Source organism: Streptomyces sp. NPDC048191 (assembly GCF_040652655.1).
GTDB lineage: Bacteria > Actinomycetota > Actinomycetes > Streptomycetales > Streptomycetaceae > Streptomyces.
On sequence record NZ_JBEZMO010000016.1, the window covers coordinates 1 to 21366 of the forward strand.

At 72.6% G+C, this 21366-nt stretch carries 17 protein-coding genes and 1 pseudogene; 9 read left to right on the forward strand and 9 right to left on the reverse strand.

What is annotated here, in order from left to right; genetic code table 11:
- From AB0D93_RS24670 to AB0D93_RS24680, 3 genes are all read left to right on the forward strand, one after another.
- On the forward strand, positions 1-1041 hold a 1041-nt coding region (locus AB0D93_RS24670; protein ID WP_362122840.1), incomplete at its 5' end, for a DUF6777 domain-containing protein.
- An 85-nt stretch (positions 1042-1126) separates the two neighbouring features.
- Complete coding sequence (locus AB0D93_RS24675; RefSeq protein ID WP_362122843.1) at positions 1127-3208, forward strand: SpoIIE family protein phosphatase; 2082 nt, start codon at positions 1127-1129, stop codon at positions 3206-3208.
- 45 nt (positions 3209-3253) lie between these two features.
- The gene (locus tag AB0D93_RS24680; protein ID WP_362122846.1) at positions 3254-4117 is read left to right on the forward strand and encodes a DNA-formamidopyrimidine glycosylase family protein; all 864 of its coding nucleotides are present in this window, start codon (positions 3254-3256) and stop codon (positions 4115-4117) included.
- 20 nt (positions 4118-4137) lie between these two features.
- Here the strand turns inward: AB0D93_RS24680 and AB0D93_RS24685 are convergent, their stop codons facing one another.
- The 3 genes from AB0D93_RS24685 to AB0D93_RS24695 all read right to left on the reverse strand — a co-directional run bounded on the left by AB0D93_RS24685 (position 4138) and on the right by AB0D93_RS24695 (position 6180).
- A complete protein-coding gene (locus AB0D93_RS24685) occupies positions 4138-4791 on the reverse strand; it encodes a zf-HC2 domain-containing protein (protein ID WP_362122849.1) in 654 nt (217 codons plus the stop codon).
- A 161-nt stretch (positions 4792-4952) separates the two neighbouring features.
- Positions 4953-5468 carry a hypothetical protein gene (locus AB0D93_RS24690; RefSeq protein ID WP_362122852.1) on the reverse strand — a complete coding sequence of 172 codons (516 nt, stop codon included), beginning with the start codon at positions 5466-5468 and terminating at the stop codon, positions 4953-4955.
- Between the two features lie 142 nt (positions 5469-5610).
- Entirely contained in the window at positions 5611-6180 is a 570-nt protein-coding gene (locus AB0D93_RS24695) for a sigma-70 family RNA polymerase sigma factor (RefSeq protein ID WP_362122855.1), read from the reverse strand.
- Between the two features lie 215 nt (positions 6181-6395).
- Between AB0D93_RS24695 and AB0D93_RS24700 the strand changes: the two are divergent.
- Positions 6396-7545, forward strand: a pseudogene (locus AB0D93_RS24700) (CapA family protein).
- Positions 7546-7556: 11 nt separating this feature from the next.
- Here the strand turns inward: AB0D93_RS24700 and AB0D93_RS24705 are convergent.
- Positions 7557-8981, reverse strand: a complete 1425-nt coding sequence (locus AB0D93_RS24705; RefSeq protein WP_362122858.1) for an amino acid permease — start codon at positions 8979-8981, stop codon at positions 7557-7559.
- Between the two features lie 215 nt (positions 8982-9196).
- Here AB0D93_RS24705 and AB0D93_RS24710 point away from each other — a divergent pair, with 215 nt between their 5' ends.
- A complete protein-coding gene (locus tag AB0D93_RS24710; RefSeq protein ID WP_362122861.1) occupies positions 9197-10456 on the forward strand; it encodes an MFS transporter in 1260 nt (419 codons plus the stop codon).
- On the opposite strand, the gene AB0D93_RS24715 is transcribed toward AB0D93_RS24710, so the two are convergent.
- Positions 10392-10868 (reverse strand): universal stress protein, encoded by a 477-nt coding sequence (locus AB0D93_RS24715; protein WP_362122864.1) that lies wholly within the window; start codon positions 10866-10868, stop codon positions 10392-10394. The genes AB0D93_RS24710 and AB0D93_RS24715 overlap by 65 nt on opposite strands.
- A gap of 122 nt (positions 10869-10990) precedes the next feature.
- Here AB0D93_RS24715 and lysX point away from each other — a divergent pair, with 122 nt between their 5' ends.
- Complete coding sequence (gene lysX, locus AB0D93_RS24720) at positions 10991-14269, forward strand: bifunctional lysylphosphatidylglycerol synthetase/lysine--tRNA ligase LysX (RefSeq protein ID WP_362122867.1); 3279 nt, start codon at positions 10991-10993, stop codon at positions 14267-14269.
- Here the strand turns inward: lysX and AB0D93_RS24725 are convergent.
- Positions 14214-15671, reverse strand: coding sequence for an MFS transporter (locus AB0D93_RS24725; RefSeq protein WP_362122870.1), 1458 nt, complete (start codon positions 15669-15671; stop codon positions 14214-14216). The genes lysX and AB0D93_RS24725 overlap by 56 nt on opposite strands.
- A gap of 202 nt (positions 15672-15873) precedes the next feature.
- Here AB0D93_RS24725 and AB0D93_RS24730 point away from each other — a divergent pair, with 202 nt between their 5' ends.
- Entirely contained in the window at positions 15874-16704 is an 831-nt protein-coding gene (locus AB0D93_RS24730) for a polysaccharide deacetylase family protein (RefSeq protein ID WP_362122873.1), read from the forward strand.
- A 49-nt stretch (positions 16705-16753) separates the two neighbouring features.
- Here AB0D93_RS24730 and AB0D93_RS24735 read toward each other — a convergent pair whose 3' ends face one another.
- Positions 16754-17425: a class F sortase gene (locus tag AB0D93_RS24735; protein ID WP_362122876.1), complete on the reverse strand. Its 672-nt coding sequence runs from the start codon at positions 17423-17425 to the stop codon at positions 16754-16756.
- Positions 17426-17758: 333 nt separating this feature from the next.
- Here AB0D93_RS24735 and AB0D93_RS24740 point away from each other — a divergent pair, with 333 nt between their 5' ends.
- Positions 17759-18565, forward strand: a complete 807-nt coding sequence (locus tag AB0D93_RS24740) for a hypothetical protein (protein WP_362122879.1) — start codon at positions 17759-17761, stop codon at positions 18563-18565.
- Between the two features lie 117 nt (positions 18566-18682).
- Here the strand turns inward: AB0D93_RS24740 and AB0D93_RS24745 are convergent, their stop codons facing one another.
- A complete protein-coding gene (locus AB0D93_RS24745) occupies positions 18683-19447 on the reverse strand; it encodes a DUF4239 domain-containing protein (RefSeq protein ID WP_362122881.1) in 765 nt (254 codons plus the stop codon).
- Positions 19448-19480: 33 nt separating this feature from the next.
- Positions 19481-19609: a hypothetical protein gene (locus AB0D93_RS24750; RefSeq protein WP_362122884.1), complete on the reverse strand. Its 129-nt coding sequence runs from the start codon at positions 19607-19609 to the stop codon at positions 19481-19483.
- A 749-nt stretch (positions 19610-20358) separates the two neighbouring features.
- Between AB0D93_RS24750 and AB0D93_RS24755 the strand changes: the two genes are divergently transcribed.
- Entirely contained in the window at positions 20359-21315 is a 957-nt protein-coding gene (locus AB0D93_RS24755) for an SCO0930 family lipoprotein (protein WP_362122887.1), read from the forward strand.
- The last annotated feature ends 51 nt before the right edge of the window (positions 21316-21366 follow it).

A 21366-nucleotide genomic window follows, 5' to 3' on the forward strand; every position in this document is an offset into this window, starting at 1 on the left:
GCCGGGTCCTCCCGGCCGGCGCTCTCCGCGGCGCTGGTCGCCGTGCCCCTGCGCGCGATGCGCGTCCTGTCCGGCACCACCCCCGGCCTCTACGGCGGCACCGCCCGCGTGGCCGGCTGTGACGTCGAGCGGCAGATCGGGTACCTGATGGCGGACCGCGCCCGGAGCGTGGCCTTCGCCCGGGTGGTCGGGGTCCCCGCGAGCTACCTGGCCGGCTATCTGCACGGACTGACCCCTGTCGTGCTGCGCGCCGACACCCGGGTCACCACCCACGGCTACCGCGGTGGCCGGGCGGTCGGCTACCAGGCCGTGCTCCAGGCCGGCACCGCGGTGCTCGTCGACAACCGGGGCGCGCCCCGGATGCGCTGCGCCTGCGGCAACCCGCTGGCGGTGCCCGGGCCGACCCGCGCCGGCATCGGCGCCCGTGGCAGTGCCTGGGCGGGCTATCGGCCGGGCCAGGTGGTCGCGGTGACCCCGGCGCCCCGGGCCGTCACCAGCCTCACGATCGTCAACGCCGAGACGCACACCTGGATCCAGCGCCGGATCGGTCACGACGTGCGCGACGACCGGATCGTGCCGGCGCCCTCCCGGGCCACCGCGACGCCCGACGTCGTCCCCGGTCCGGCGGACCCCGATTCCCCGGGCGCCTCACCGCCGTACCTCATCCTGCCCAGCCCGCAGCCCAGCGGGCCGCAATCCTCTCCCGGGACGACCGGCAGCCCGCCCACGGGCCCCCCGCCGACGGCGTCGGACCGGCCCCCGGGGCCGGGCACCACCGGCAGTCCGCCCACGGGCTCCACCCCGACGGCACCGGAGCGGCCCCCCGGGCCGGGCACCACCGGCAGTCCGCCCACGGGCTCCACCCCGACGGCACCGGAGCGGCCCGCCGGAGCGGACACCTCGACCCCCGAGGCGACCGACCCGCAGACCCCGGCGTCCCTCGGTCTCGTCCCGGAGCTGCCCGACGGCATCCCGGACCCGTCCGACGTGCTCGGCCCGTTCGCCACCCTCCACGCCCCCGCGGACGTCCCCGACGGCTGAGCCCCCCGCACACACACCGGCCGCGGGCCGGGGAACGCACCGCCGGCAGCTCGAAGAATCGGATGAATCCTGGCAAGGTGGGCGCATGGCAGATCGGGGAGCGAGCGCCGTGTCCCTCCCGCAGGATTGGCCCGCCCACCCGGACCCGATCCTGGCGCTCAACCGCATGGGCACCTTCGACTGGGACCTGGACGCGGGCCTGATCCACATGGACGCCCAGGCGTACAGGGTGTTCGACCTGCGCCCCGAGGAATTCGACGGACACCCCGGGTCGCTGGGCGTCCGGGTGCCGCAGCCCGAGGCGGCCCGGCTGGACGCGGCGGTGGCTCGGGCCATCAAGGACGGCAGTGAGAACTACGGCGCCTACTTCCGCATCCGCTGCCGTGACGGCACCCCGCGCTGGACCCACACCCAGGGCTACATCCGCCGGGACGGCACCGGTCGCCCGCGCCGGGTGATCGGCATCGTCCGCGACGCCACCGAGGAACTCGCCGAGAGCGAGGTGCGCAGCCTGCGGGCGGCCCAGGACGAGGCGTTCCGTCAGCAGACGAACGTCGTCCAGGCCGTCTCCGCCGCCCTCGCCCACGCCCGCAGCGTCCGGGACGTCATCAGCGCCCTCAACGACACCGACGGCTTCCGCCACCTCGGCGCGGCCAGCATGGTGATGGGCCTGGTGGAGGCCGGGCGCATCCGGCTCGTCGCCGAGGGGCCCGTCGACGCCTCCGTCCCCGGCACCCAGGTCACCCGGATCGACGAGCAGTACCCGATGAGCGAGGTCGTCCGCACGCTGGTGCCGCGGTTCATCGAGTCCCCCGAGGAGTTCGCCGAGGGCTACCCCATCCTCTGGCCGCACCTCACCGACCTGCGGGTCACGTCGGCCGCCTATCTGCCGCTGATCGCCCAGGCCCGCCCGATCGGCGCGATGGGGCTGCTCTACAGCGACCGGCGCGGCTTCTCCACCGAGGAGCGCGCCGTCCTGGTCGCGCTCGGCAGCACGGTCGCGCAGAGCCTGCAGCGGGCCATGCTCTACGAGCGGGAGAAGGACCTCGCCCAGAGCCTGCAGCAGGCCATGCTGCCCCGCACGATCCCCAGCGTCCGCGGCGCCGACATAGCCGTCCGCTACCGCGCCGCCACCGCCGGGGGCGCCCTCGGCCGGGACATCGGCGGCGACTGGTACGACCTGATCCCGCTGCCGGGCGGACGGGTCGGCGCGGTCATCGGCGACGTCCAGGGCCATGACACGCACGCGGCGGCGGTCATGGGCCAGCTGCGGATCGTGCTGCGCGCCTACGCCGCTGAAGGGCACACCCCGGCCACCGTGATGGCCCGCGCCTCCGTCTTCCTGCACGAACTCGACACCGACCGCTTCGCGACCTGCCTGTACGCCGAGGCCGACCTGTCCACCGGAGTCCTGCAGGCGGTCCGCGCCGGGCACATCGACCCGCTCGTCCGGCACAGCGACGGCACCTGCTCCCGGGTCCCGGTGGAGGGCGGGCTGCCGCTCGGGCTGTCCGCGGAGTTCGGCCGCCTCGACTACCCCGTCTCCACCCTCCAACTCGAGCCCGGTCACACCCTGCTGCTGTGCACCGACGGACTCGTCGAACAGCCCGGCGCCGACCTCGACGACGGCATGCGGCGCCTGTCGGCGCTCGTCGCGGACGGCCCCGAGGACGTGCTGGCCCTCGCCGACCGGCTCATCCGCATGGCCGAGGACCGGGGCGGCGACGACGACGTGGCGCTGCTCCTGCTGCGCCGGCGCGTCCCGGAGGCCCCGCCCGCGGGTGGCCGGCTCCAGCAGCACGTGGCCTCCGGCGACGCGGAGGCCCTGATCCAGGCACGGCACCTGATCCGCGCCGCGGTCCGCTCCTGGGGCTACCGCGACCGCGCCGACGAGATCGAGCTGGTCGCCGACGAACTGATCACCAACGCGCTGCTGCACACCGAGGGCTCCGCGATCGTGACCCTTCGGGCCCTCGACCACGGCGCCCACCGGCTGCGGATCGAGGTCGAGGACTCCTCCAGCGCACTGCCGCGCCGCCTCGATGCGGGGGAGGACGGCGTCTCCGGCCGGGGTCTGCTGCTGGTGGAACGGCTCGCCGACGCGTGGGGCGTGGAGGCGAGGGGCGGCGGCAAGGCGGTGTGGTGCGAGTTCCGCCCGGACGCCTGACACGGCTCGTCCGGCGATGTCGGTACCGGATGGCACTCTGGACGTATGCCGGAACTGCCCGAGGTGGAAGCGCTGAAGGATTTCCTCACCGAGCACCTGGTCGGCCGCCGGGTGGCCCGGGTGCTGCCGGTCGCCGTCAGCGTCCTGAAGACGTACGACCCTCCGGTCACCGCCTTCGAGGGCGGCGAGGTGACCACCGTCCGCCGGTACGGCAAGTTCCTGGACCTCGGCGCGGACAGCGGGCTGCACCTGGTGACCCACCTGGCCCGCGCGGGCTGGCTGCAGTGGAAGGACCGGCTGCCGGACGGCCCGCCCAAGCCGGGCAGGGGACCGCTCGCCCTGCGCGTGGCCCTGGAGAGCGGCGAGGGTTTCGACCTCACCGAGGCCGGCACCCAGAAACGCCTCGCGGTGTACGTCGTCCGCGATCCGCAGCAGATCGAGGGCATCGCCCGTCTCGGCCCGGACCCCCTGGCCGCCGACTTCGACGAGGACCGCCTCGCCGCCCTGTTGAGGGACGAGAGACGGCAGCTGAAGGGCGCCCTGCGCGACCAGTCCCTGATCGCGGGTGTCGGCAACGCCTACAGCGACGAGATCCTGCACGCCGCGAGGATGTCCCCGTTCAAGCTCGCGGCCTCGCTCACCCCGGAGGAGACCCACCGGCTGTACGCGGCGCTGCGCACCACGCTCACCGAGGCGGTCGACCGCTCCCGGGGCGTGGCCGCCGGCCGGCTGAAGGCCGAGAAGAAGAGCGGCCTGCGCGTCCACGGCCGCACCGGCGAGCCCTGCCCGGTGTGCGGCGACACGATCCGCGAGGTCTCCTTCAGCGACTCCTCGCTCCAGTACTGCCCCACCTGCCAGACGGGCGGCAAGCCCCTGGCGGACCGCAGGCTGTCCCGGCTGCTGAAGTGAGCCCCGGCCACCTCGGGTGACTACGGCGCGTCGACGGAGACCAGGCGCTGACCGTCCGTGGTGCGCACGTCGTAGCGGGCGATGTCGCCGGGGTGCATCGTGGAGGACCCGACGGCGGTGAAGGTGCTGGTCTCGTGGCCGGGTTCCATCCAGGTGCCGGCCGTCTCCTCGGAGCCGTCGCGGCCCACGACGACGAGCTCGCAGGCGTGCGGGCCGGTGCCGTCCTTCACCCGCAGCCGCAGCCGGCTGCCCGTGTCCCCGTCGTCGGCCGTGACCTCGGCCCACACCCCGGTCTTCGGGTCGGTCGCCGCGGTGACGTGCACGGCCGGCTCCTCATGGCCGGCGTAGGCCACGATCCCCGGACCGGCCACGGCCAGCACCACGGAGGCGGCCAGGCCGTACAGGAAGCGCCGGCGGTGCGCCCGGTGCCGGTGCGCGATCTCGCCGAGCAGCCTGTCCAGCAGCCGGGGACCGGGCTGGGCCATGGGGTGCACAAAACGCGGCGTGGACCGGCGGTACAGCATCAACTGCCGTGTGGCCGGCCCGAACTCGGTCACCTGTGCCGCGCACTGAGAGCACTCCATGAGGTGGTCCTCGAAGCGGAACGTCTCCGCCTCGTCCAGCACGCCGAGCGCGTACGCGCCGACGTCGCGATGCCTTTCCAGGGACCTCATGCCGAATCCTCGTGCCGATGGGTGCGGGTGGGGTTACTCCGTGCACCCATCCGTACGCAGCCGACAGCCGAATCACTCAAGCCACCCACAGAATCCCGGACGAGAGATTCGGAGCCGCGCGGCCCGCGGATTGGTCTGATTCGGGAAAACTTCGGAACCGGTCAGAACAGGTGGATCGCGAGGTGCCCGAGGGGCAGCCCGAGCCGCCAGGCCGGGGTCCACACCTTGGGCCCGTCGTCCTCGCCGGCCAGGGCGCCGCCGCCCGGCACCGCGTCCAGGTCGGGGGCGAGCAGCTCGGTCTCCTCCAGCCAGCGCCAGGCGTCCACCGCGAGGGCCAGGTCGGGCGACGGGGTGCCGGAGTCGTCGGCCCGCTCGGTCAGCTCGGCCATGCGCTCGCGCACCCAGTCCCGCCACGGCTGGTCGTAGGCGGTCAGGGACAGCCAGTTCTCCAGCTGGGAGATCACCCGGACACCGGACAGCTCGCCGTCGGTGTCGGACAGGAAGACGGTCAGCGCCAGCGCGTCCCGGCCCGCCCGGAACTCGAAGGACGTCGGCGGCATCAGATCACCGGTGCGCAGCAGCTCGTCGGCGATGTACTCGGCGTACAACCAGGCCATGGGGACGGCCAGTTCACCGCCGTCGGAGCCGTCCGTGCTCTCTTGCCCTCTGTGCAGCATCCCTTCCTGCCCTTCCTCCGGTACGTGCGCGTCGCCCGAACCCGGGCCCGGCCCCCCGCCCGGAACGTGCATGAGGACAGCCCATTGCCCCAACGGGGGTCACAGCAAGGCGCTTTACCGAGGTTTGACCCGGCCTCCGGTTTCAGTGCAGGTCGGCCGCATAACCCGGAAGGACCCGGCGCAGCGCGCGCAGCGCGTAGTACGCGCGGGACTTCACGGTACCGGGTGGTACGCCCAGGGTCTGCGCCGCTTCCGCCACACTGGCCCCGAGGAAGTACACGAGTACCAGCACGTCACGGTGTTCCGGCGTGAGTGTCTTCACAGCCTCGCGGACATCGAGCATCGCGGCGGCCCGTTCCGCGTGGTCGGCGGACACCCGCGCGTTCTCGGGGACCTCGCAGCCGGTCTCCGGTGGCCGTGCCTGCCGGGCCCGGCGCGCGTCGATCGCGAGCCTCCGGGCGACCGTCAGCAGCCAGGGCCGTACGGAGTCGAAGCCCTCGGCGTGCACCGCCTCGGGATGCTGCCAGGCGCGCACCAGGGTCTCCTGGACGAGGTCCTCGGCGCGCTGCCGGTCGCCTTCGCAGAGCCTGAGCAGCAGGGCGAAGAGGGGGCGGCCGTGCTCGCGCTGGAGCGCGGCCAGTTCGTGCTCGGCGGTCGTCGGCCCGTGGGCCGGTGCCGCCGTCCCGTGACTGAGTGTGGTTACGCCCGTCATGGCCGTATGGCAGCGCAGGGGGCGGTCGCGGGACAGGGCGCGCGCAGGGCTCTGCGGCGGACGGTCGATCGCGTCGGCGAACGGTCGGACGAACGGTCCGCCGCGGCACCGGATGGGCTAACGACAGCGCCCGGGCTGTTCATCCGGCTGGACAGATTCGTACCCATATGCCCGTCACGGCTTTGTCGTACACACGGCATTCCAGGGGTGAGCTGATGATCGGACGCAGGCAACAGGTGGCCCTGGCCCTCACGGCTGCCCTCGCGGCCGCGGCCGCCTGCCAGAACCACGAGCGGCAGCAGTCCGGGCACCCGGCCCCGTCCGGGCCCGCCGCCCACGGCTTCACCCTGGTCGCCTCCGGCGACGTCCTGCCGCACAGCTCCGTCATCGCCCGGGCGGCCTACGACTCCGGCGACAGCGGCTACGACTTCCGGCCCATGCTCTCCGGCGTGGAACCGGTCATCGCCCGCGCCGATCTGGCGCTGTGCCACCTGGACTCCGTCCTCGGCGGCCGGCGGCGACTACTCCGGCTACCCCGCCTTCAAGTCCCCGCCGCAGCTCGCCCAGGCCCTGGTCGCGACCGGCTACGACGGCTGCGCCACCGCCTCCAACCACGCGATGGACGGCGGCGCGGACGGCATCGGCCGCACCCTCGGCGCCATGGAGAAGGCCGGCCTGAGGCACGCCGGCACGGCCCGCAGCGAGGCCGAGGCCCGCTCGGTCACGATCCAGAAGGCCGCCACCGCCGAGGTCGCGCACCTGGCGTACACCTTCGGCACCAACGGCATCCCGCTGCCCTCCGGCGAGCCCTGGGCGGTCGACGTCGTCGACGAGCGGCGGGTGATCGCCGACGCGCGCGCCGCCCGGCGGGCCGGTGCCGACGTGGTCGTGGTGTCCGTGCACTGGGGCACCGAATGGCAGGACGCGCCGGACCGGCAGCAGCTCGCCCTCGCCGAGCGGCTCACCGCCGCGACCACCGGCGGCCGCCCGGACATCGACCTGGTCCTCGGCACCCACGCCCACGTCCCGCAGGCGTACGAGAAGGTCAACGGCACCTGGGTGGTCTACGGCCTGGGGGACCAGATCGCCGGCGAGATGTACAACGGGCGGGGCGCCCGGGACGGCCGCGGCAACGAGTCCACGATCTGCCGCTTCACCTTCGCCCCGCCCGCGAGACCCGGCGCGCGCTGGCAGGTCACCAGGGCCGAGTTCGTCCCGCAGCTGTACGACCTCGACGCCGGCCGGGTCGTGAACCTCAACCGGGCCGTCGACGACGGCGCCCGGCTGGAGGGGGTGGGCGACCGCATCCGGGACGTGGTGCTCAGCCGCGGGGCCGCCGAGGACGGACTGGTCATGGGGGAGTGATCACCCGGTGCTCATGCGGCGGGCGGTACCTCGGCCAGCGCCGAGCGTTTGTAGGAGTAGCCGAAGTAGATCACGCACCCGACCACGAACCACACCGCGAAGCGTACCCAGGTCTCCCACGTCAGGAACGTGATCAGCCAGATCGAGAAGAGGACACCCAGCGCCGGCACGACCGGCATCCCGGGGGTACGGAAGGTGCGCGGCAGCTCCGGGTGCCGGTAGCGCAGCACGATCACCGCCGTGCACACCACCACGAACGCCAGCAGGATGCCGATGTTGGTCAGTTCCGCCGCCGAGCCGATCGGCACGAACCCGGCGATGAGGGCCGAGGCCACCCCGACGATCCAGGTCACCCTGGTCGGCACGTGCCGCGTCGGGTGCGTCTTGGCGAACCAGGCGGGCAGCAGACCGTCCCGGGACATGGAGAACCACACCCGGGTCACGCCCAGCATGAACGTGAACATCACCGTGAGGATGCCGATGATCGCGCCCACCGCGATCACGTCCGCGAGCCCGTTCAGCCCGACCGACTTGAACGCGCTGGAGAACCCGCTCTCCGGGTCGATGTGCTTGTAGTTCTGCATGCCCGTCAGCACCAGACAGGCCGCCACGTACAGCACCATCGAGATCACCAGCGAGTAGATGATCGCCTTCGGCATGTGCCGCTGGGCGTCCTTGGACTCCTCGGCGGCCGTCGACATGGCGTCGTAGCCGAACACCGCGAAGAACACGGTCGCCGCGCCGGTGAAGGCGCCGCTGATGCCGAACGGGAAGAACGGGTGGTAGTTCGACGAGTCGATGTGGAACACGCCCACGCCGATCACCAGCAGCACCACCAGCACCTTCAGCGCCACCACCAGGGTCTCGAACCGGGCCGCGCTGCGGATCCCCAGGTTGAGCAGCCAGGAGATCAGCAGGCACAGCACGGCCGCGAACAGATCGATCCGGTGTCCGTCGCCGGTGCCGGGCGCGCCCAGCATCCAGTGCGGCAGGTTCGCGCCCATCTCCTCGACCAGGAAGCTGAAGTAGCCCGAGATGCCGATCGCCACCACCGCCACGATCGCGGTGTACTCCAGCAGCAGGTCCCAGCCGATGAACCAGCCCGCGAACTCGCCGAGCACCGCGTAGCCGTAGGTGTACGCCGACCCCGCCTTCGGGATGAGCCCGGCGAACTCGGCGTACGACAGCGCCGCACAGGCGCTCGCCGCACCGGCGATCAGGAAGGACACCAGCACCGCCGGGCCGGCCGTGCCGTGGGCCACCGTACCGGCCAGCGTGAAGATGCCGGCGCCGATGATGCCGCCGACCCCGATCGCGGTGAGCTGCCACAGTCCGAGCGAGCGGTCCAGCCGGGGGCCCTCGCCGACCTCGGTCTCCTCGATGTGTTCGATCGGTTTGCGCCGGAGAATCCCCTCACCCGCGCGGAGCCTGGCCATGCGCCTCACCTCTTCGCCGACGGCAACGGCTGACGGCGGATCATGATGGCTCAGGGGCGCCGCGCAGGGAAGACGCCACGCACGGCCCGGCCCGGGGCGCGAGCGCGTACGTTTTCGCACCTGTCACAACCATCGGTTGTGACAGGTGCCCTCCCGGTTGTTTGATCCAACCCGGCCGGCTGGCTTTCATGTCCGGGGTCAACGGGAGGTTGTGCATGAGGCTGGGCCGGCGGTTCGGGTGGCTGTGGGCCGCGTACGCGGTGAGCGCGCTCGGCACCTTTCTCGCCTTCGACGCGTTCTCGGTGATCGCGGTCCTCGCGCTGCACGCCGGGCCGGCCCAGGTGGCGCTGCTCGCCGCGACCGGGCCCGCGGCGGGCGCCGTACTGGCGGTGCCCCTCGGGCCGTGGACGGAGTTCCGGCGCAAGCGGCCGGTGATGCTGACCATGGACCTCGTCCGGTGCGCCGCGCTGCTCAGCATCCCCGCCGCGTACGCGCTCGGCGGCCTCGGCCTCGGCCAGCTGCTCGTCGTGTCCGTCGCCGTGGCCGCCGCCGACATCACCTTCAACGCGGCCTCCGGCGCCTTCCTCAAGACGCTCGTACCGGCCGACCTGCTGCTCAGCGCGAACGCCCGGCTCGAGTCCACGAACTGGACCGCCCTGGTCCTCGGGCCGCCCCTCGGCGGCGCCGCGATCGGCCTGTTCGGTCCCGTCACGACGGTCGTGGCGAACGCGGTCAGCTTCCTGCTGTCGGCCCTGGGCATCCGGGCCGTCGGCAGCGGCGAGCCGCGCCCCGAGCGCACCGGCACCGAACGCCTGCGGGCGGCCGACCTGCTCGACGGCTGGCGGCACATCCTCACCAGCCCGGTCCTGCGGCCGCTGTTCTTCAACAACCTCGCGGCGAACGCCCTGATCATGGTCGCCATGCCGCCGCTGGCCGTCCTCATGCTCGGCCCGCTCGGCTTCGCCCCCTGGCAGTACGGCCTCGCCTTCGCCGTGCCCTGCCTCGGCGGCCTCCTCGGCTCCCGGCTGGCCCGCCCCCTGGTCGCCCGCCACGGCGGGCGGCGGGTGCTGCGCGCAGCGGGTACCCTGCGCGCCCTGTGGCCCGTGGGGCTGGCCTTCGTCCGGCCCGGGCTGCCCGGACTGCTGCTGGTGATGGTCCTGGAGTTCGGGGTGATCACCTGCTCGGGCGTCTACAGCCCGGTGTACGCCACCCGCCGCCTGGAGTACACCCCGAACGACCGGGTCGCGCGCACCCTGTCCGCCTGGTCGATCAGCGGCAAGGCCACCACGGCCGCGCTGACCGCCCTGTGGGGCGTACTGGCGAGCCTCACCGGCCCGCGTACCGCCATCGCCCTGGCCGGCCTCCTGCTCCTGGCGACACCGCTTCTGCTTCTGCGGGAGTCGCGCGAGGCTACGGCACGACCGTCACCGGCCAGCGCCCCGCCTTCACCAGCCGGATCGCCACCGAACCGATGAGCCGGTGGCCGGCCCGCTCCGAGGCGCCCACGACCACCGCGTCCGCCTTCAGCTCGTCCGCCGCCTTCACCAGCCCGCTGTAGGGGTCGCCGCGGAAGGTGTGGAACTCCCAGCGCACCTCGAATATCCCCTTGACCCGCTCGGCCGCCTCCCGGATGTAGGCGACCAGGTCCTCGGCGATCTCGTCGGTCGTCTCCGCCACCGGCGCCCCGAGCGCCGCGCCGGCCGCCAGCACCGGCTGCACGTACACCACGGCCAGCAGCGCGCGCTGCCGCCGGGCGAGCCCGCCCGCGTACGCTGCCGCGCGCAGCGAGGAGTCGGAGCCGTCCACGCCGACCACGATGACCTTCGGGCCGTCCGTGCCGCGCTCGAACTGGTGCGAGGGCGAGTGCTGCTCGTGCTGATCCGTCACGGCGCGAGGCTACCGGAATCGCCGGTTCCCGCGCCGATGCGGGGCCGCGTGGCCCGGGTGCCGGTGCTCCGGCGAGCCGCCTCGACGGGCGAGCCGCGCGCCCGCTTCCTAGAGTCGGAACCATGACCGCCAGCGCGGAGCCCGCCGCACGGAGGGACCCCACGGCTCCGATACGACCGACCGCCGGCGCGCGCCTCGGCTGGGTCCCCGAGGCCTTCGCGACGCTCTTCGCCGCGCTCGGCCTGCTCTGCGCCCTGCTCGCGCTCATCGAACCGCTGCGGCGGCTGCTCCGCCCGGTCGCCCACGCCCTCGACCTGCTGCTGGTGCCCGTCAGCGCCAACCTGGCCTACGCCGTCTTCCTGTTCCTGCTGGCCGGCGCCACCGCCGCCCGCAAGAAGGTCGCCTGGTGGCTGGTCGTCGTCTATCTCGGCCTGCTCGTCCTCACCGACGCGCTCGGCGTGGGCCTGGGCCTGTACGCCGAGTCCCTGCCCTCACTCGTGCTGTGCACCCTGCTGCTGATCCTGCTCGTCGTGGCCCGCGGGGAGTTCTACGCCGCCTCCCGGCGCGGTGCCGTGTGGCGGGCGCTCGCCGTGCTGCTGGGCGGGCTCGTCGTGGCGATCCTGCTGGGCTGGGGTCTGCTGCTGCTGTTCCCCGGTACGCTGCCGGCGAGCCAGCACCTGGCCTGGGCCGCCGACCGGGTGTGCGGCGGGCTGGTCTCGGGCAGCTCCTTCTCCGGCCGCCCGCCCCGCAAGGTGACCTTCGTGCTCGGCCTGTTCGGCGCCCTCGCCCTGCTCAACGCTGCCGCGACACTGTTCCGTTCGCAGCGCCTGGAAGCCGCCCTGCACGACGACGAGGAGGCCCGCATCCGCGCGCTCCTCGCGGCCTACGGCGAACGGGACTCCCTCGGCTACTTCGCCACCCGCCGCGACAAGGCCGTCGTCTTCTCGCCCAGCGGCAAGGCAGCCGTCACCTACCGCGTCGAGGCCGGCGTCTGCCTGGCCAGCGGCGACCCGGTCGGTGATCCCGAGGCCTGGCCGCACGCCATCGCCGCCTGGCTGGACGTGGCCCGCCGCTACGCCTGGGCGCCCGCCGTGATGGGCGCCTCCGAGGACGGCGCCCGGGCCTACGCCCGCGCCGGACTCGGCGCCCTCCAGCTCGGCGACGAGGCGATCGTGCACGTGGCCTCGTTCGACCTGAACGGCCGCGAGATGCGGGTGACCCGGCAGGCCGTGCACCGCGTCCGCCGCACCGGCGCCACCTGCCGCATCCGCCGCCACGCGACCCTCACCGAACGGGAGATGGAGGAGATCGTCGACAAGGCCGACGCCTGGCGCGACACCGAGACCGAGCGCGGCTTCTCCATGGCCCTGGACCGGCTCGGCGACCCGGCCGACGGCGACTGCCTGCTCGTGGAGGCCCTCGGCGAGGACGGCCGTCTCCTCGCCCTGCTCTCCTTCGTGCCCTGGGGACGCGAGGGGATCTCCCTCGACCTGATGCGCCGCGACCGCGCCGCGCCCAACGGGGTCATGGAGTTCATGGCCGCCGAACTGTGCGCCGCCGCCCCCAAGCTGGGCGTCCGCAGGATCTCGCTGAACTTCGCCGTCTTCCGGTCCGTCTTCGAGGAGGGCGCCCGCATCGGTGCCGGCCCCGTCCTGCGCCTGTGGCGCCGCCTGCTGCTGTTCTTCTCCCGCTGGTGGCAACTGGAGGCCCTGTACCGTTCCAACGCCAAGTACCACCCGGAGTGGTACCCGAGGTTCATCTGCTACTGCGACACCGCCTCCCTCGCCCGCATCGGCCTGGCCTCCGGCATCGCCGAAGGCTTCGTCTCCGTACCGTCGTTGCGCAAACTCTGGGGAAAGGGGCACCCGGGTACGGGGCAGCGGCCCGCCACCACGCACGGGCTGCCGCCCCTGACGGCGCTCGGCCTCGACGGAGGGGACCAGGCCGCGCCCGTCGCCCCGGACGCGGGCCTGCCCGACCAGGTCCGCGTCCGGCACCGCAAGCTCGACCGGCTGCGCGCCACCGGCACCGACCCCTACCCGGTCGGCGTCCCCGCCCCCACCCACGCCCTCGCCGACGTGCCCCCCGACGAGGACGTCACCGTCGCCGGACGGCTCATGCTGGTCCGCGACTTCGGCGGCATCGTCTTCGCCGTGCTGCGCGACTGGTCCGGCGACCACCAGATCGCCCTCACCCGCGGCGCCGCGGGCAGCGCCCTCGACCGTTTCACCGCCGCCACCGACATCGGCGACCACATCACCGCCACCGGCCACAGCGGCCTCAGCGACAAGGGCGAACCCACCGTCTTCGTGACCTCCTGGCAGCTCACCGGCAAATGCCTGCACCCGCTGCCCGACAAACGCCGTGGTCTGACCGACCCCGAGGCCAAGGTCCGCCGTCGCTACCTCGACCTCGCCACCAGCCCCGCCGCACGCGCCGTGATCCGGACCCGCTCCGCCGCCGTACAGGCCCTGCGCCAGGGCCTGCTGGACCGCGGCTACGTGGAGGTCGAGACGCCGATGCTCCAGCAGATCCACGGCGGCGCCAACGCCCGCCCCTTCACCACCCACATCAACGCCTACGACCTCGACCTGTATCTGCGCATCGCCCCCGAGCTGTATCTCAAACGGCTGTGCGTCGGCGGTCTGGAGAAGGTTTTCGAACTCGGCCGCACCTTCCGCAACGAGGGCGTCTCCCACAAGCACAACCCCGAGTTCACGATGCTGGAGGCCTACCAGGCCCACGCCGACTACGACGTCATGCTCGATCTCACCCGCGAGCTGATCCAGGGCGCGGCGACCGCCGCCTTCGGCGCCCCGGTGGCCCGCAAGAACGGGCAGGAGTACGACATCTCCGGGCGCTGGCCGGTCAAGACGGTCCACGGCGCGATCTCCGAGGTGCTGGGGGAGGAGATCGGCCCCGGCAGCGAACTGCTGCGGCTGCACCGGCTGTGCGACCGGGCCGGGGTGCCGTACACCGCCGACGACGGGCCCGGCGACGTCGTCCTGGAGATGTACGAGCGGCTGGTCGAGGAACGCACCCAACTGCCCACGTTCTACAAGGACTTCCCGACCGACGTCTCCCCGCTGACCCGGCAGCACCGCACCGACCCACGGCTCGCCGAGCGCTGGGACCTCGTCGCCTTCGGCACCGAACTGGGCACCGCCTACTCCGAGTTGACCGACCCGGTCGAACAGCGCAGGCGGCTCACCGAGCAGTCGCTGCTGGCCGCGGGCGGCGACCCGGAGGCCATGGAGCTGGACGAGGACTTCCTGCAGGCCCTGGAGTACGCGATGCCCCCGACCGGCGGCCTCGGCATCGGCGTCGACCGGCTCGTGATGTTCCTCACCGGCCTGACGATCCGGGAGACCCTGCCGTTCCCGCTGGTGCGCCGCCGCTGAGGTCCGGGTCACCGGCAGCCGTCCGGTCCCCGCGCCGGGGCAGGGCCAGCAGCGCGATCGTCCCGGCGGTCAGACACAGCGCCGTACCGAGGGCGAAGCAGTCGCGGAACGCGCCCGCCAGGAAGGCCTGGTACTGGTTCACGCGGTCGAGGTGGATCGCCCCCATCCGCTGCTGGGCGACCGTGACGATCCCCACGAACAGCGACGCGCCGAGCCCCGCGCCCAGCTGCCGGGAGGAGTTCAGCCCCCGGGGCAGCGCACCGCTCGCGGACCGCGCGAAGCCCACGGGCAGCGCGAGCACACCACAGCCGAAGGCGATCAGCAGCAGCGGCAGCAGCACGTCGGCGAACCGGTAGTCCGCGCCCGGAAGGCCGAGCAGTACGAACCCGACGGCCGACACGGCGCAGGCCCCGGCCACCGTGACGCCCAGCCCCACGCGGGCCGCCAGGCGGGGCAGGACCAGGCAGCCCAGCACCACCCCCGCGACGGCGGGCAGCAGGGCCCAGCCGACCCGCATCGGGGACAGGCCGCCGAGCAGCTGCAGGGCGAACGTCAGGACGAACACGGCACCGGACAGGCCCGCCGCCAGCAGTGCCACCACCGTGTAGGCGCCGAACGCGGCCCGCTCCCGGTGCAACCGGGCCAGTGCCGCCGGTACGCCCTCACCGCGGCCGAACCAGCCCAGCACGGACGGCACCAGCGCACCGGCCACGGCGATGACGATCACCGTGGTCGCGGACACGCTCCGGTCCCCGAGCCAGTCGGCGAACCAGGCCAGGAAGCCCAGCGGAACCACCGCCAGCGCGGCGTTGCCCAGCCGGCGCCCGGCACCCGGCTCGGGCGCGGACTCGGCCAGCGCGAGCGGAACCAGCAGCAGGAGCAGGACCCCGGCGCCGGCCTGCGCCCAGAAGATCGTCTTCTCCGTGTCCGCGGCGTCCAGCAGCAGCGTGCAGGGCAGCAGCGCCGCCGGAGTGGCACAGGCGACGACCGCGAAGTGCACGTTCAGCGCCCGGTCCCGGTCGGGGCCCGCCGGATGCGTCGCGTCGATCAGTGCCAGCGCGCCGGCCGTCATCGCCGCGGCCGCGATCCCCTGCACCGCCCGAGAGCCCATCAGCACCCACGCGGTCGAGGACAGCGCCGGTGCCGCCGTGGCGATGCTCGACAGCGCGAGCCCGCCCATCAGTACCCGCCGCTGCCCGAACGCCGCGCCGAGTGCCCCGGCGAACACCGGCAGCGCGGCGAAGCACACGCTGTACGCGGACAGCAGCCAGGTCAGCCCGGAGACGGACAGGCCCCAGTCGCGTGCGATCAACGGCAGCGCCACCGCGAAGGCCGTCGTGTCGAAGACGACCAGGAACTGGGCGACTGCCAGCAGCACCACCGCGAGCCCGCTGCGCGGCACGCCGTTCGTGTTCGTTCCCCCGTGTGCGGCCAACTCGGCTCGACCCCCGTGTCCTTCATGGCTCCGGTTGCGGACTGATTGCTTATCAGAACCGTGTCCGGCCGGCCACCGCCCGCCGCCCACTGGGCCGTTCGGGTGTATTTGCGCCGCCGCACCGGTGTCGTTGTGGTGTGCCGGAGGCCGGTGGGGCGACTGATGAGTCATGCAGAAGGATCAGTTGCTCACACGCCGCCGGATGCTCCTCGCCGGGGCCGCCGCGCTGGGGGCCGCCGGTACCGCCGGCGCCCTCCTGGCGGGCGGTACCGAGGAGTTCACCGGGACGGCCGCCGCCCCCGGCCCGCAGGCCCGTCAGGTGCTCAAATCCTCCGCCTTCCGGCTCCAGCCGCTCACCGGTGAGGGACCGCCGCGCGCCGCGCCGCACGAGCTGAAGGTCCGCACGGAGCCCATCCTCCGGATCTCCGGGCGCGGCCGGCACATGATGCTGACCTTCGACGACGGGCCCAACCCGGAGTACACCCCGCACATCCTGGACACGCTCGCCAAGTACGGCGTGCGGGCGATGTTCTTCCTGTGCGGCGAGTGCGTCGTCGAGAACAAGGAGCTGGTGGCCCGGATGGCGGAGGAAGGCCATGTCGTCGGGAACCACACCTGGACGCATCCCCTGCTGACCACCCTCAACCGGAGGCAGATCCGCCACGAGATGAAGAGCACCAGCGACGTCATCCAGGAGGCCTACGGCGAACGCCCGCAGTGGTTCCGGGCACCGTACGGCGCATGGAACCGCGCCGCGTTCCAGCTGGGCGCCGAGATGGGCATGGAGCCCTTGGCCTGGACGGTCGACACCACCGACTGGATGGAGCCCGGCACCAGGACCATCGTCGACCGGGTGGAGAGCGGCGCCGCCCCCGGGGTCGTGGTGCTGTCCCACGACGCCGGGGGCGACCGTTCGCAGACGGTCCACGCGATCCGTGAATGGCTGCCCCATCTCATCGACTCCGGATATCACATGACCGTTCCGGACCGACGCGTGTAACCGTATCCCCAGGAATATCCGGGTTCTTCGCCCGCCCGGCCGCTCTGATTCAGTTCACAGCGACCAGGCGGGCGAAGACGACGACGTTTCCGTCGTAGCCGTTCTGCTTCGAGAAACCGCCGCCACAGGTGATGACCCGCAGTTCCGGTGTTCCCTTCGAGCTGTACACCCGGTCGCCCGGAAAACTGCTCTTCGAGAAGACCTCGACCCCATAGGTCTCGAACACCGCGGTCCTTCCGTCCTTGCGCAGGACCTCGATGCGGTTTCCCTTCTTCAGGGACCCGAGCCCGTAGAAGACGGCGGGTCCGCGCTGGTTGTCGACGTGCCCGACGACGACGGCGGTGCCCTTCTCGCCGGGGGAGACGGCACCCGTGAACCAGCCCGCCAGGTTGGGGTTCTCCGGCGGTGGCGCGGCGATCCAGCCGTCCGTGTCCAGCCCGACGGGCATGACCGGCGCGTTCACCCGGATCACCGGGATGCGGACCCGGGCGACGGCGGAGAAGGCCAGCGGCGCCGGAGCCGCGGCGAAGGTGTTCGTGCCGGCACGGGTGTCGGGTGCCGCGACCGAAGCGGGCTGCGGCGGACCGACGTCGAACTCCCCGGAACCATTGCGAATGAGCGCCAGGCCGGTCAGCAGAACAAGCGCTATCACGCCCCACGGGGCACGCCTCCTCCGCCGCTCCTCCTCTTCGGCAAGCTCGGACAGCTCGGACGCAGACATTCGTCATCCCCTCTCGAAGCGGCCGTCGCCGTGTCCGTCGCGTATGGGAAAACGCTAAGTCCCGCGCGGGAGGCGGGCGACGGGGTGAGCGGCGAACGGGTGGCCGGAGGGCTTTCCGGTGCGCCATCCGAGTTGCCGTTCACAGGATTTTTCTGACGGACCGTGACCTGCAACAATATCCGATTATCTGCTTTTTATTGGGCGTGTTGGCTCACCAGGACGGACGATTCTCGACATGCGGGCGTGTTCCGCGCGCCCGAGGGTCGTCCCGGGAGGCGTTTTCTCGCCGATTCACCGGGGACGGGCCCCGGGGCGCCTTCCGCGGAGGATCACATGCGCAATCAACGCGCCCTGGCGGCCGCATGCACAGCGGTCGCCGTGCTCGGGCTCGCCACGCCCGTGGCCGTCGCGGACGACATGGGCAACAGCGGCGTCCCGTTCACCAACGTCGCGGGCGTGGGCCCGCACGACGGCGTCAGAGGCGACGTCAACTCCCACGGACACTTCAACGACGACGGCAACCACAGCCGCGACCCGGGCCGGGGCGACGACATGGGCCGGGGCGACGACAACTGGAACGGCGGCCGGGCTGACGACAACTCGGACAGCGCCCGCGGTGACGACAACTGGAGCGGTGGCCGGGGCGACGACTCCGGCCGGGGCGACGACTCCGGCCAGGGCGACGACTCGGTCGGTCGCGGTGACGACGGCGGGAGCGGCGACGGCGTCGACGGCAGTGGCGACGGTGGCCCGCGGAACATCGTCGCCACCCCGACGGTGCTCCCGGCCGGGGGCCGGCTCGCCGTCACCGTGGGCGGTTGCCGCGGCGGCACGATGTCCTCCCGCGCCTTTCCCACCACGCGGCTCGACTCGTTCCGCGAGGACTCGTCGCGCGGCAGCATCCACGTCGACCGCGACGCCCGCCCCGGCCGGTACGACGTCAGGATCCACTGCGACGGCAGAACACTGATCCGCCCGGCCGCGTTCACCGTGCTCGGCGGTGTCCGGGGCGGTGTCGGCGGCAGCAGATCCTCCGGTGCCACCCCGGCCGACATGGCCATCGGCGCCGGACTCGTCACCCTGGCGGTCGTCGGGGGCGGTGCGTTCTGGCTGCGTCGCCGGAACGAGAAGAGGCCCTGACGCCCCGTCGCCCGGATCGTTCCCCTCGCAGCGTGGACGTCGGACGCGGCCCTCGCCCCGGACCCTCGCGGGAACCTGGGCGAGGGCCGGGTGAGAGATGCTCGCGCGGTCGGCCGACTATGCGTGGAGGCCCGGGAACATGTTCACAAACGGTTCCGCGGTCACCGCGATGCCCCGGCTGAAGGGGGCGTCGAAGTCCCAGATGAGGAACAGCATGAACGCGATGGTCGCGGAGAACAGCCCGGCCAGGATCAGTTCCCGCCGGGTGCGGCGGATCTGCAGCGCGAACACCATGCCGATGGTGATCAGCGCCCCGGTGAGCAGCCCCCACCACACCACCGGTGGCATGGTGGGCCCGGTGGAGTCGGCGCGGGCGTTGCGCGCCTGGTCGGCGGCGGTCATCTGGTCCAGGAGCGGCTGGTAGGCCTGCGCCTCGAAGTCGTTCTTCGGCCGGTAGTCGGTGACGTCCTGGCGGACCTTCTGCAGCAGTTGGGCGCCGCGGTCGCTGACGTGCTCGTCCTGGGACATCGTCTTCCACTCGTGGTCGACGACGTAGGAGACATAGGCGTTGACGTCGCCCCGGATGCGGTCACGGACGTCCGCCGGATAGACCCGCACCCGCTCCGAGATCTCGTGCAGGGCCTGCGCCTCGGACTGCACGTGGTCCTGGGCGGAGTTGCGTGCCTCCCACACGCCCGCGATGGCCAGACCCAGGACGATGGCGTACACGACACCGATCCACATCGTCATGTACTCGATGACGTCCGGGGTCTCGCTGGGGTCCTCGTTCTCGGGTGCCCGCTTGTGCCGTAGGACGGTGATGACCACCACCACGGCACCGGCCCCGAGCATCGCGAGGATGAGAACAAGCCAATCCGGCAACGGATACCTCCAGAAAGTGAGCTGGCCGGCGTGTCAGCGCGGGCGCAGGGCCGCGACGGCGACGATCGCCGGAACGGTGATGAGCAGGACATAGGTGACCGGCGTGGTGTGGTCGGGGGCGGCGTGTGCGGTGGGATGCGGGTGGTAGGCGGGATAGCTCACCGGGGTCACCGAGGGCCGCGGAGCGGGTGCCCTCCTCGGCTTCGGCGTGGGGTCGGGGGTGGGCGTCGGCGCGGGCGGCGGTGCCGGGGGAGGCGGGGTGGGCCGGGCCGGCGGCTTCGGTCTCGGGGTGGGTTTCGGCGTCGGACGGGGCTTCGGCGTCGGCTTCGCAGGGGGTGGTTCCGGAGGCGGGGCCGGAGGTGGGGTCGGAGTCGGCGTCGGTGTCGGTGTGGGCGGGCACGGGGGCGGGGTGGGCGGCGGGCAGGGCGGCAGGGCGGGCCACTGGCCGCCGCCCGCGTAGGCCACCGCCACCGTGCCGTCCGGGCCCGTCGAGGCGTAGGCACAGGCGTCGGCCGAGGCGGTGCCGGCCGGACAACCCACCAGGGTCCAGGTCAGCGTCACCAGCGCCAACGCCCGTGCGACGGGCGCGCATCGGGTCACTTCGGGTCCATGCACGCGAAGATCATGGGGTGCGGAACCCGGTCGTACGCCGTAGTGAGCCGGTATTGCTCCGAAAGATGGACATAGCGCGATCAATGGTTTGACGCACTGAAGAGCGCGGTTGGCGCGAAACGTACGCCCATACGGTCACCGTGCCGCCGCCCGCGAGCGCACGCGTCACAGCATCCGGAAAGAAATTCCCGAAGAACTTCCCGCCCCGTTGAACGCTCCGCCCCTCTCCGTGCGTACCCATGGCCGTGCGGCGGCGCGGCAGAGCGCTGCAACATCCAGGCAGATATGGGGAGTTGGACATGAAGACCTCCTGGCGGACCGCCTCACTGGTGGCCACAGCCGCTTCGGTGCTGGCGCTGACGACGGCGTGCGGTCAGGACAACAGCACCCCCGCGGCCTCGGCGGCCCAGAACGTCGGCGCCACCGCGCCCGCGGGCAGCCCGACCACCGGCGCCGGAACGGTTGCTGGAAACGGTTACGGCGCCGACGGCAACCAGAGCTCCAGCTCCCCCACCCCCGCCGCCCCCGCGGGCAAGCTGACCGTGGCCGCCAACCCCGACCTCGGCAACGTGGTGACCGACGGGTCCGGCCTCACCCTCTACCGGTTCGACAAGGACACCGCCAATCCGCCCAAGTCGAACTGTGACGGCAACTGCGCCACCACCTGGCCGCCGGTGCCCGCCGGCGACGCCACCGCCGGCGCCGGCATCGACAAGTCGCTGCTCGGCGAGGTGACCCGCGCCGACGGCACCAAGCAGCTCACCATCGGTGGCTGGCCGGCCTACCGCTACGCCAAGGACGTCAACGCCGGGGACGTCAACGGCCAGGGCGTGGGCGGCAACTGGTTCGCGCTGGCCCCGAACGGCAAGAAGGCCTCCCTGGCGAGCCTGCCCGGTCTGTCCGTCCGCAAGGACCCCAAGCTGGGCGACATCGTCGTCGACAAGAACGGCATGACCGTCTACCGCTTCCTGAAGGACAAGGCCTGGCCGAAGTCCGTCTCGAACTGCACCGGGGCCTGCCTGGTGAAGTGGCCGGCCGTCGGCATCGTCAAGCCGGACGACACCAAGGGCGTCAAGAAGAAGGGCCTGATGGGCTTCACCCGTCCCGACGGTGTGAAGCAGATGACCGTCAACTGCTGGCCGATCTACACCTTCTCCGGGGACAAGGCCCCCGGCGACACCAACGGTCAGGGCGTGGGCGGCACCTGGTACGCCGTCTCGCCCGACGGCAAGCCGGTCGGCGCGCCGGGCAACTAGATCACCTCCCCAGGGTCGATCGCCCCGCCCGACCCGGAGCGCCACCGAAGG